General features: G+C 47.6%; 12 protein-coding genes. All 12 read left to right on the forward strand.

Annotation, left to right across the window (positions count from 1 at the left end; translation table 11 throughout):
* Nucleotides 1-8 precede the first annotated feature (8 nt).
* Nucleotides 9-473, forward strand: coding sequence for a flagellar motor switch protein FliN (gene fliN, locus JQX58_RS09200; RefSeq protein ID WP_239090225.1), 465 nt, complete (start codon nucleotides 9-11; stop codon nucleotides 471-473).
* A gap of 6 nt (nucleotides 474-479) precedes the next feature.
* The gene (fliO, locus tag JQX58_RS09205; protein WP_204146538.1) at nucleotides 480-863 is read left to right on the forward strand and encodes a flagellar biosynthetic protein FliO; all 384 of its coding nucleotides are present in this window, start codon (nucleotides 480-482) and stop codon (nucleotides 861-863) included.
* A 52-nt stretch (nucleotides 864-915) separates the two neighbouring features.
* A complete protein-coding gene (fliP, locus tag JQX58_RS09210; RefSeq protein WP_204146674.1) occupies nucleotides 916-1,620 on the forward strand; it encodes a flagellar type III secretion system pore protein FliP in 705 nt (234 codons plus the stop codon).
* A gap of 2 nt (nucleotides 1,621-1,622) precedes the next feature.
* Entirely contained in the window at nucleotides 1,623-1,880 is a 258-nt protein-coding gene (locus JQX58_RS09215) for a flagellar biosynthetic protein FliQ (protein WP_204146539.1), read from the forward strand.
* Nucleotides 1,880-2,662, forward strand: a complete 783-nt coding sequence (gene fliR / locus JQX58_RS09220) for a flagellar biosynthetic protein FliR (RefSeq protein ID WP_204146540.1) — start codon at nucleotides 1,880-1,882, stop codon at nucleotides 2,660-2,662. The genes JQX58_RS09215 and fliR overlap by 1 nt, the downstream gene beginning before the upstream one ends.
* The gene (flhB, locus tag JQX58_RS09225; RefSeq protein WP_204146541.1) at nucleotides 2,655-3,791 is read left to right on the forward strand and encodes a flagellar biosynthesis protein FlhB; all 1,137 of its coding nucleotides are present in this window, start codon (nucleotides 2,655-2,657) and stop codon (nucleotides 3,789-3,791) included. Before fliR ends, flhB begins: the two co-directional genes overlap by 8 nt.
* Before the next feature lie 25 nt (nucleotides 3,792-3,816).
* Nucleotides 3,817-5,946 carry a flagellar biosynthesis protein FlhA gene (gene flhA / locus JQX58_RS09230; RefSeq protein ID WP_204146542.1) on the forward strand — a complete coding sequence of 710 codons (2,130 nt, stop codon included), beginning with the start codon at nucleotides 3,817-3,819 and terminating at the stop codon, nucleotides 5,944-5,946.
* A 99-nt stretch (nucleotides 5,947-6,045) separates the two neighbouring features.
* A complete protein-coding gene (gene flhF, locus JQX58_RS09235; protein ID WP_204146543.1) occupies nucleotides 6,046-7,395 on the forward strand; it encodes a flagellar biosynthesis GTPase FlhF in 1,350 nt (449 codons plus the stop codon).
* 113 nt (nucleotides 7,396-7,508) lie between these two features.
* Nucleotides 7,509-8,225 (forward strand): RNA polymerase sigma factor FliA, encoded by a 717-nt coding sequence (locus JQX58_RS09240; RefSeq protein ID WP_204146544.1) that lies wholly within the window; start codon nucleotides 7,509-7,511, stop codon nucleotides 8,223-8,225.
* Between the two features lie 60 nt (nucleotides 8,226-8,285).
* A complete protein-coding gene (locus tag JQX58_RS09245; RefSeq protein WP_204146675.1) occupies nucleotides 8,286-8,666 on the forward strand; it encodes a chemotaxis response regulator CheY in 381 nt (126 codons plus the stop codon).
* Nucleotides 8,667-8,675: 9 nt separating this feature from the next.
* The gene (locus tag JQX58_RS09250; protein WP_204146545.1) at nucleotides 8,676-9,473 is read left to right on the forward strand and encodes a protein phosphatase CheZ; all 798 of its coding nucleotides are present in this window, start codon (nucleotides 8,676-8,678) and stop codon (nucleotides 9,471-9,473) included.
* A 15-nt stretch (nucleotides 9,474-9,488) separates the two neighbouring features.
* Complete coding sequence (locus JQX58_RS09255; protein WP_204146546.1) at nucleotides 9,489-11,828, forward strand: chemotaxis protein CheA; 2,340 nt, start codon at nucleotides 9,489-9,491, stop codon at nucleotides 11,826-11,828.
* The last annotated feature ends 9 nt before the right edge of the window (nucleotides 11,829-11,837 follow it).

The following is an 11,837-nucleotide window of genomic DNA, read 5'->3' on the forward strand; positions in this document are numbered from 1 at the left end:
GTCAAATTATGGCAGAAGAAACAAACCCAGATGCAGCTGGCATGGATGACGATCTCGCAGATGAGTGGGCAGCAGCCATGTCGGAAGCTGGTGATACCGGCGGTGACAGTGATATTGATGATGAATGGGCGGCGGCCATGTCTGAGCAGGACGTTAAGCCTGTTCAGCTTGATCAGTTAGGTGGCGAGGTCAGCGCTGGTGGTGCAGGCCTTGGCTCAGATCTTGAGTTAATCATGGACATCCCAGTGACATTGTCGATGGAGCTGGGTAACACGGAAATCGCCATTCGCAATTTGTTACAGTTAACTCAGGGTTCAGTAGTTGAGCTTGATCGCTTTGCTGGTGAGCCGTTGGATGTATTGGTAAACGGCACCCTTATCGCTCATGGCGAAGTGGTTGTGGTAAACGATAAATACGGTATTCGTTTGACCGACGTAGTCAGTCCTAGTGAACGTATTAAGCGATTGAAGTAACCCCTCTTGAAGTATTTTTTTGCACTTATGGTTCTGCTTGGCAGCATGGGTATCGCCACCGCTGCCCCTGCTGGTATGGCGCACATCGCTGACACCTCTTCTATTTGGCGCTTGTTCTTAGCGCTTGGTTTGTTGATTGCGCTGATTCCTTTGGTTATCTGGGGGCTTAAGCGTTTGCAAGGGCTGCAGCATAAGCTTTCAAAATCAGAAATCACCTTGGTGTCGACTCAGTCTGTCGGGCCGAAAGAACGTTTATTGTTGGTGGAGGTTGATGGCCGACGCTTACTGTTAGGCGCAACGTCTCAGTCGATTACTTGCCTCAAGGAACTGAATGGCACAGGCGGCCAGTTCGCAGAATTAATGGATGAGCAACTTAAACATGATCAGTAAGGCAGAGACAAGGCGTTGGCTAGGATGTGTACTGGTCTTGTTGACTGGCTTGATGCCATGGTTTGCCCATGCAGAGCAAGGCTTGCCAGCTGTGACGGTTGTGACCAACCCAGACGGTAGCCAAGAATACACCGTCTCCTTGCAAATCCTCTTTATCATGACGGCGCTGACGCTTCTGCCAGCAGCGCTGATCATGATGACCGCCTTTACCCGCATCATTATTGTGTTGGCCATTTTACGCCAAGCCATCGGCTTGCAGCAGTCACCGTCTAATCAGATTATGCTGGGCATGGCGTTGTTTTTAACCTTGTTTATCATGACGCCGACGCTTGATCGCGTGAATGAAGTGGCCTTGCAGCCATATTTAAATGACGAGCTGACGTCACTGCAGGCGGTGGAAGCCGCTTCGGTGCCAGTGCGTGACTTTATGCTGGCACAAACCCGTGAAGATGATATCGCCTTGTATGTGAAGCTTGCAGGGCGTGAAGGACAGATTGAGTCGTTAGAAGAGTTGCCTTTTACCATTTTGATGCCAGCTTTTGTGACCAGTGAATTAAAAACTGCCTTTCAGATTGGCTTTATGTTGTTTATTCCATTCTTGATTGTCGACATGGTAGTGGCCAGCGTTCTGATGGCGATGGGTATGATGATGTTGTCCCCTATCATTATCTCGCTACCGTTTAAGATTATGCTGTTTGTCATGGTGGATGGCTGGTCTATGATTATGGCGACGTTAGCCGCAAGTTTCGGGGTGTAACCATGGATCCACAGGTCGTTCTTGATCTTTATGGGCAGGGCTTTTACCTGATCGTGGTGATTGTATCGGCGGTCATGGTGCCAAGTTTGGTGGTGAGTATTTTCCAAGCGGCGACTCAGATTAATGAGCAGACCTTGTCTTTTTTGCCGCGACTGATTGTCACTATTTTCGCGATTATGCACCTAGGTCCTTGGTTGCTGACCACGCTTACGGACTTCTTCAATCAGTTGTTCATTGATATTCCTATGTTGATAAGCTGATGCTTGAGCTCAACCCTGATCAATTGCTGGCACTAGCGTTTAGCTTTCTGCTGCCATTTTTTCGCATCGGGGCTTTTCTTATGGCGCTGCCGCTATTTGGCAGCCAGCTTGTCAGTGTTCGAGTACGCTTAATCTTTGCGTTTATTATTGCCATTATTGTCACGCCAGTCGTACCGATTCCTGAGTACGATGCGATTTCTCCTGCGATTATTCCTCTTATAGCTGAGCAACTAGTGATCGGTTTGGTGCTGGGCTTTGTGGTGACGGTCCTGTTTCAGGTGTTTGCCCTAGCCGGACAGTTGGCGGCGATGAAAGCCGGACTGGGTTTTGCCATGTCGAATGACCCTGCCAACGGTGTCACGGTAGCCAGTATGGGGCAGTATTACATGACCATGGCCGGGTTGGCGTTTTTAGGTACCAATGGTCACTTGGTGATGATTGAGTACTTAGTCGAAAGTTTTCAGTATTGGCCCATTGGTGAGGGCTTCGATAGTGAACGCTATTGGGATATCGCGTTACTCGGCGGTTGGTTGTTTGAAAAAGCCTTGTTAGTGGTGCTGCCTTTGGCGGTTGCGACCTTGATTATGAACTTGTCCTTTGGTGTGGTGGCGAAGGCGTCAGCACAATTGAATATCTTTGCGCTAGGCTTTCCTATTATTATGGTGTTCTCTCTTTGGTTCTTTTGGATCATGTTAGAAGACTTTTTGAATATTTACCGACTCTTTTTTCAAGAGTTAACTGATTGGCTTAGGTTAACGTTGGGGGCTTCCATCGATGGCTGAAAACGAAGACGGCACAGAAAAAACCGAAGACGCCACCTCCAAACGCATCGAGCAAGCACGTAAAGATGGTAATGTGCCTAGGTCGCGCGACCTTAGTAGTGCCGCGTTATTGATTGTCGCGGCATTGTCCATTTATATGGTTGGGATGCTGATTGTCTCCGATTTGAGGGGCTTGTTTGCGTTTAATTTTCGTCTCGCTCGAGAAGATTTATTTGATCATGCGATGATGATTCATCATTTGTATGAGTCGATCATGGCGACGATTGATTCCATGACCGTTTTGATGGCGATTATCGCGGTGGCGGGCATCGTCGGTAGTGTTGCTTTGGGCGGGCTGAACTTTTCCTGGAAAGCCATTACGCCAAAATTATCCAAAATGAGCCCCATCCAAGGTTTTAAACGAATGTTTTCGGTGCAATCCTTGGTGGAGCTGGTGAAGTCTTTGCTCAAAGTGGGCTTGGTTGGTTTGATTGCAACACTGGTGCTGATGAACTATTTGCCGACGCTGACTGACCTTACTTACGAAGCGACTGGCACCGCCCTCACGCATACTGTAGAGATCTTAATCTGGGCCTTTATTTTTGTATCGTCGTCTTTGGTGATCATCGCGGCCATCGATGTGCCTTTTCAAGCTTGGCAGCATAAAGATAAGCTTAAAATGACCAAGCAAGAGGTAAAGGACGAATACAAGCAAGCCGAAGGTGACCCGCAAGTGAAAGGGCGTATGCGCCAGCTGCAACGGCAAGCGGCGATGACACGCATGATGGCTGATGTGCCTGAGGCCGATGTCATCATTACTAACCCAACACACTTCTCGGTGGCATTAAAGTACGATCAGGTGACGGGTAAAGCGCCTGTCTTGATTGCGAAAGGGCCTGATTTCATTGCCTTAAAGATTCGTGAAGTGGGTAATTACTATGATATCCCTGTGATACAATCCCCCGCATTAGCTAGGGCTGTTTATAAGCACACTGAAATTGGCGATGAGATACCTGAAGGGTTATTTAAGGTGATTGCTCAGTTACTTGCCTATGTGTATCAGCTTAGAATGGCGCGTACTGGCGCTAAACCGCCTGAGGCTATGCCAAATCTAGATGTGCCAGAAGAGTTTGAATGGAATGGTCAGTAGTCAGTGATGATGTATCGAGGTGTAAGTGGAGTTTGATCGCCAACGGTTTACCGGGCAAGTAAGAGGCATCTTAAGTGGCAACTTAGGCGTGCCGTTTATGCTATTGGCCTTGCTGGCCATGATGGTATTGCCGCTGCCTGCGTTTTTGCTGGATGTGCTATTCACCTTCAATATTGCCTTGGCCATTGTGGTGCTTTTGGTGGCTGTGTACTCCATGCGGCCATTAGACTTTGCCGTGTTTCCGACTATTTTGCTGGTCTCCACTTTGATGCGTTTGGCACTCAACGTGGCCTCGACGCGAGTGGTGTTGCTCAATGGTCATGAGGGGGGCGATGCTGCTGGTAAGGTCATCCAAGCCTTCGGTGAAGTGGTGATCGGCGGTAACTACGTGGTTGGTTTTGTGGTGTTTGCCATCTTGATGATCATCAACTTCGCCGTAGTGACCAAGGGTGCAGGGCGTATTTCTGAGGTGAGTGCACGTTTTACCTTAGATGCGATGCCGGGTAAGCAGATGGCCATTGATGCGGATCTGAATGCGGGCATGATCGATTCAGATCAGGCCAAGCAGCGTCGCGATGAAGTAGCCGCCGAGGCAGAGTTTTATGGCTCGATGGATGGTGCGTCTAAGTTTGTTAAAGGTGACGCGATCGCGGGTCTGTTGATCCTTGGTATTAATATTATCGGTGGTTTAGCCATCGGTATGGCACAGCATGGTTTGTCATTTACCGAAGCGGTACAAGTCTACTCACTGTTGACCATTGGTGATGGTCTGGTGGCGCAATTACCTTCTCTAATGTTGTCGACCGCTGCCGCCATCATGGTGACGCGTGTTAATGAAGCTGGCGATATGGGCCAGCAGATCTTTGGCCAAATGCTGGGTTCCAGCAAGGCGCTTTATGTGGCTGCCGCGATCTTGACGATCATGGGGATTGTGCCGGGCATGCCGCACTTCTCCTTCCTTTCTTTAGCCGCTGCCGTAGCCGGATTGGCTTACTTTATTGAATACCGTAAAAAACAACAGGCGCAAGCCAAGTCGGCTTCCAAAGGCGCTAAAGCCAATGCTGATGGCAGTGAAGCACAGCCCCCTGCAGAGACCAAAGATTTAAGCTGGGAAGATGTGGCCCCTGTAGATATGCTGGGTCTGGAAGTGGGTTACCGTTTGATTCCTTTGGTAGATAAAAGCCAAGGAGGAGAGCTGTTATCACGTATTAAAGGGGTGCGACGCAAATTATCCCAAGAGCTAGGGTTTCTGGTACCAAGCGTTCATATTCGCGACAACCTTGATCTTATGCCCAATGCCTATCGCATCACTCTAATGGGCGTGAGCTTAGCAGAAGCGGAAGTGCACCCAGATAAAGAGCTGGCAATCGATCCAGGCCAAGTGTTCGGTAAGGTCGATGGTATTCCAGGCAAGGACCCTTCCTTTGGCTTAGACGCGATCTGGATTGATACGAAAAAACGCGATCAAGCTCAGACTTATGGTTATACTGTGGTCGATGTGAGCACCGTGGTTGCGACACATATTAACCAAGTGATGCAAAAGCACGCTTATGAGTTGATTGGCCATGATGAAGTGCAACAGTTATTGGGCTTGCTAAAACAACACAACCCGAAACTCGCTGAAGAATTAGTGCCCAATACGGTACCATTGAGTGTATTGTTGAAAGTATTGCAAAATTTGCTGCTGGAAAATGTTCCTTTACGCGATATGCGTACCATTGCCGAGGCGATTATGGGGGTGCAGCCAAAATCACAAGACCCGATGGTGTTGACGGCGGCAGTTCGTACTTCGTTGGCTCGTATGATTATGCAATCGCTTGCTGAAGGGGTGGAAGAAGTGCCCGTGATGACACTTGATCCACAGCTTGAAAAAATGCTGATGCAAACGGTACAGCAAAGCCAGCAGTCAGGCATCAAAAATGAAGAGGCTCTTATCTTGGAGCCACAAATGGCTGAGCAGTTGCAAAAGTCATTTAAAGAACACGCGGAGCAGCAAGAGGCCATGGGAAATGCGCCGATCTTGATCGTCTCTGCCCCGATTCGTCCAATGTTGGCGCGTTTTATGCGCTATGGCGGTGTCGGGATGTCGGTCTTATCTTACCAAGAAGTACCGGATAATAAGCGCGTCACGGTTGTTGCTGTCATCGGCCAGTGAAATAAGGAAATCCATTGATTTCCGAGCTATATTTATCAAAATCTTTCGGGTAAGCTATGGATTTGTATGCATAAATAATTTTAAAAGGACTGGTATTAGATGCAGTATAGGCGGTTTCGAGCTCCTGATATGCAAAAGGCGATACGGAAAATCCGTGACGCTGTGGGGCCTGATGCTGTCATTATGTCTAATAAACGCCTGTCTACCGGTGAGGTCGAGATCGTCATTGCGATCGATTATGACCCAAGCGCGGTGAATAATAATACGGCTGCTTCCGCACCGGCTATGGATGCGCCCGAGTCACGTGCAGCGCAGCCAAGTGAATCCTACCAAGAGCGTATTGAGCAGGCGCGCAACTTAAGTGGCCAACCTGCGCCAACTCCTGCCCCTAAAAAAGGCGAAGCCTACGAAGTCTTTGAAGAGGCTGCCCCAGCGGCGAGTAAGCCCGCTAAAAATCGCTACTTTGATGTGGAAGCCCCCATCAAAGAAGATTTATCTATCCGTCCGCATACCGAGCAGCGTCCTTCGCCAGATGAAGAAAAACTGCGAGCAATGGAAAAAGAGCTCGAGCAAGTACGTGAAATGCTACTACACAGCCAAGCTCAACAGGAGCAGGTGGCTGTTACAAAGTCGGCTGCTCCCAAAACTCGTACGCCGGCAGATAAGCTTCATGAGCAACTCGCAACGTTAGGGTTGTCAGATAAGGTGATTGAAAAAATCTCCGCTGATCTAGCTTTAACGGGTCGAGAAGAGGATTGGAAAAAAGCATTGTCACATTTGGCTGATAGTATTCCTATTCGCACCAATGGTGACGCGTTTAATGGCTGTATTGCTTTTATGGGACCTACTGGCGTCGGCAAAACGACCTCAATCGGTAAAATCGCTGCACAATATGTTTTGAAATATGGCTCGGACAGTGTGGTATTAATTACCACGGATACCTACCGTATTGCCGCGCATGAACAGCTACGCACCTTTGGCCGTATTTTAAATGTACCTGTTGAAGTGGTCAGTGAGTATTCGGATTTAAATGAAGTACTAGATAAGTATTCAAACTACTCTTTGATATTGGTTGATACCGCGGGTATGAACCCAAGGGATCGCAATTTAGAACGCCAATTAGCCATGATGAAACGTGCTCGTGGTTATTTAAAAAAATTACTCGTCTTACCTTGTACCAGTCAGCGACAAGTTTTAAAAACCGTGGTCGATGTGTATTCGCAAATACAACTAGACGGTTGTGTCTTGAGTAAGCTTGATGAGTCAGCCTCTCTCGGTGAAGCCATCAGTGTCGTGATAGAAGAAGGATTGCCGGTAATGTATGTGGCAGATGGCCAGCGCATACCGGATGATATTGAGCCAGCACGCGCCCATAATTTAATCAGTCGTGCCGTTTATACAGCAGAGCAATTTGGACAGCTCTATGGGTCACTAAAGTATGGGAGTTAGTAAAAATATGTTATTTGTCAGAGCACGCGTTAAAACTATATAGTACATTAAACAATAGCTCTTTCAGGTAATGGAAAAGTTTGGCCCATTGCAACGTAAAGAATGGATGTAGCATGTATACGAAAAAGGCAACGCTATCAATTGATGCGATTGTTCAAAAGTATGACTTCTTAGTCAAAAAAATTGCCTACCACTTATTGGCGAGGTTGCCGAGCAGTGTAGATGTCGACGATTTGCTTCAAGCGGGCATGATGGGATTAATCGAAGCTTATAAGCGTTTTGAGTCGAGCAAAGGGGCTTCTTTTGAAACTTACGCAGGTATTCGCATACGTGGCGCGATGATGGATGAAGTGCGCAAAAGTGACTGGGCGCCTCGCTCTGTGCGCCGTAATGGTCGTGCTGTAACCAGCGCGATTCGTGAGGTTGAGTCACTGACTGGTCGCGAGGCGACCGATGTTGAAGTCGCTGCTCATATGGGTGTTAGCATCGATGAGTATCACGACATTCTTCACTCATCCATGTCTACCCAATTGTTTAGTTACGAAGAAATGCTCGACAGTGAAACAGGCTCGCGCGAGCTCGATATCACTGTAGATGGTGAGTCCTCTCAGCCGGATCATTTAGTCGCAGAGGTAGGGTTTCAGCAACAGCTAGCAAAAGAAATTGATGCGCTACCTGAGCGCGAAAAACTCGTCTTATCACTGTATTACAACGATGAGTTGAATTTAAAAGAAATTGGCGCTGTACTTGGTGTAAGTGAATCACGTGTCAGCCAGATACACAGTCAAGCGGCCATGCGTCTCAAAGCAAGATTGGTCGATTGGCAATGATGAAAGAGAACGAAAAAATGACTTTACCTGAAGGTTGTGGAGGTTGCATTGGATAAAAATATGAAAATCCTGATTGTTGATGATTTCTCGACGATGAGACGTATCATCAAAAATCTACTGCGGGATTTGGGATTTACCAATACAGTTGAAGCAGATGATGGCACGACTGCATTGCCTATTTTGCAGACTGGTACAATCGATTTCTTGGTTACAGACTGGAACATGCCTGGCATGACGGGGATTGAGCTTTTGCGTGCGGTGCGCGCTGATGAAAAGCTTAAAACCATTCCTGTGTTGATGGTAACCGCAGAGGCCAAACGTGATCAGATCATTTCCGCCGCGCAAGCAGGTGTAAATGGTTATGTAGTGAAGCCTTTCACTGCTGTGGCCTTAAAAGAGAAAATCGAAAAGATTTTTGAACGTATTGATTCAGCTAAGTAGGGGCTACGAATGTCTGAACATAACGAGTCAAAGCTTGGAGAGTTTGAAACGGTCGTCAAGGATGGCGCAGTCGATTTGCTAAACAAGCTAGAAGTCGGTGACTTCAGTGGCGCAATTAAAACGATACAAGAGCTTAGCGAAGCTCGTCATAAAAGCTTCTACAACGAAGTGGGATATCTGACGCGTAGCTTGCACGATGCAATTCGAGATTTTCAAATTGACTCGATGGAAATGATGGTACGCAGTGGTGAAGCCGAGCCAGAAACAGGATCGCGCATAACTGACGCTTCAGATCGCCTTAATTATGTTGTAGAGATGACAAGTTCTGCGGCAAACAAGACCATGGATATGGTCGATAGTAGTGTGCCAGTGGCGAGCGAGCTACAAACGCAAGCACGAGAGCTACATAAAGACTGGAACCGTCTTATTCAACGAGACCTGACACCACAAGAGTTCCGTGAGCTTTATAAGCGTATTGATGCCTTTCTTAAGTACACTGATGAAAGTGCCACAACACTGCATAACAATTTAAATACCATTCTTCTTGAACAGGGTTATCAAGACCTGACTGGACAAGTTATTACACGAGTTAACGAACTGATACGTGACGTAGAAGAGCGTTTAGTGCATCTTGTTTCAGTAGCAGGCCGTGTTGATAGTATCTCTGGTATGGAGCATGAGTCAGAAAACGAAACGAAGAATAACGACGATCGTGGACATGGCCCTGCAATTAATAAGAATGACAACCCAGAAGTATTAAATAACCAAGACGAAGTTGACGATCTTCTTTCCAGTCTAGGTTTTTAAAAGGAGCTGCTGCAGATGAGTTTCGAAGTCGATGAAGAAATTCTACAGGATTTTTTGGTAGAAGCTGGAGAGATCCTGGAACAGCTCTCTGAGCAATTAGTAGACCTTGAGCAAAATCCTAATGATACGGCCTTGCTAAATGCTATTTTCCGTGGCTTTCACACGGTAAAGGGTGGTGCGGGCTTTCTACAATTAAGTGCACTTGTAAATTGCTGTCATTACGCCGAAAACGTGTTTGACGTACTTCGAAACCATCAGCGTGAAGTGGATTCGGATTTGATGGATGTTGTGCTGCAAGCACTAGATGCAGTCAATGAGATGTTTGAAACGGTTCGTGCTGGTGGCGAGCCAGAGCATGCGGATCCTGAGTTAATTGAGCAGCTAAGTTTCTATGCGAAACCACCTTCGGAAGATGAATTGGCCGAAGCTGAAGACGATGAAGACAGCGTAGAAGAAGACGTTGTCGAGGCCAGTGAAGATGTGGTGACAGATGAGCCAGCAGACGACACGCCAGCTGATATTTCTGATGATGAATTTGAATCTTTACTCAGTGCTCTAGGCTCAGATGATTCAAATGAGTCATCATCGGCGGCGGATGCTTCAGAGCCTGAATCCGATGACATTACTGAAGATGAGTTTGATGCCTTACTAGATCAGTTGCACGGGGGCGGTGCGCCAGGTGTAGATGCTGACAAAAAAGCTGAGCAACTTACCAGTGAAGAACCTAAAGCAAGTGCGGAAGGCAGTGATTCGGATGACATCACAGAGGATGAATTTGAAGCCTTGTTAGATCAGTTACATGGTGGCGGTGCGCCAGGTGTAGAAGACAACGAGACTGCAGCAACCTCTTCTGAACAAAACAGCTCTTCTGAAAAAGATAGCAAAGCCTCAGCAGCGAGCGACAAAAACGATCAAGCGGCGCCAGAGAGTGGCGAGTCTGATCTCATTACCGAAGATGAATTTGAGCAACTGCTAGACAGTTTACATGGTAAAGGCCACGCGCCTAGCCCTAAAGATGAGCCCGCTGCTAAAGCTGAACAGCCAAAAGCAGAAGCCAAACCCAAAGCGAGCGATAAGCCTAAGGCAAAAGCAGCACCTAAAAAACCAGCCGCGCCAGCGCCTAAAGCGAAAGAAAAAGCGGAACCTGAAGAAGCCAAAGCTGAAAAGTCTCAACATGCTCCTGTGGTGCAAGAGACGACAGTACGTGTCGATACCAAGCGTCTTGATGACATCATGAACATGGTGGGCGAATTAGTACTGGTGCGTAACCGTTTAGTGCGACTTGGTCTGCAAAGCGACGACGAATCAATGGGTAAAGCGGTTGCCAACCTTGACGTGGTGACCGGTGACCTGCAGAACGCGGTGATGAAAACGCGTATGCAGCCGATCAAGAAAGTGTTCGGTCGTTTCCCACGAGTGGTCCGCGACTTGGCGCGTAACTTGAAAAAAGAAGTTAACCTTGAGTTGCGTGGTGAAGATACTGACCTAGATAAAAACTTAGTCGAAGCCCTAGCGGATCCATTGGTCCACTTGGTGCGCAACTCAGTTGACCATGGTGTCGAAGCTCCTGATGTGCGTGAGGCCAAAGGCAAGCCAAGAACGGGTCATGTGATCTTGTCAGCGGAGCAAGAAGGCGATCATATCTTACTATCTATCGATGATGATGGTGCAGGTATGGATGCGGATGTGTTGCGTCGTAAAGCGGTTGAAAAAGGTCTAATGGACACTGACGCGGCTGAACGCTTGTCAGATGAAGAAGCCTTTAACTTGATCTTTGCGCCTGGTTTCTCGACCAAAGTTGAAATTACTGACGTATCCGGCCGTGGCGTGGGTATGGACGTGGTGAAAACCAAGATATCTCAGTTAAACGGCACATTAGATATTAAATCCGTATTAGGGCAAGGCTCTCGCTTTAGCATTAAAGTGCCACTGACGTTGGCCATCATGCCAACACTGATGGTGATGCTTAACGATCAAGCGTTTGCTTTACCTTTGGTGAGCGTGAATGAGATCTTCCATCTGAATCTGCAAAAGACCAACATTGTTGATGGTCAACAAGTCGTTGTCATCCGTGGTAAAACACTGCCGATTTTCCATCTTAAAGACTGGTTGATCAAAGGTGCGGTAAGCGAGCCGAAACCACAAGAAGCGCATGTTGTTGTAGTCCAGGTAGGAATGAATGAAGTCGGCTTCGTGGTCGATCAATTGGTCGGTCAGGAAGAGGTGGTCATCAAGCCACTAGGCAAAATGCTTCAAGGAACGCCAGGTATGGCCGGTGCAACCATCACTGGGGATGGCCGTATCGCCATCATTCTTGACGTACCTAGCATGCTTAAGTGCTACGCTTCGCGCTAGCCAAGTTAC

Source organism: Marinomonas ostreistagni, assembly GCF_016888445.1.
Lineage (GTDB): Bacteria > Pseudomonadota > Gammaproteobacteria > Pseudomonadales > Marinomonadaceae > Marinomonas > Marinomonas ostreistagni.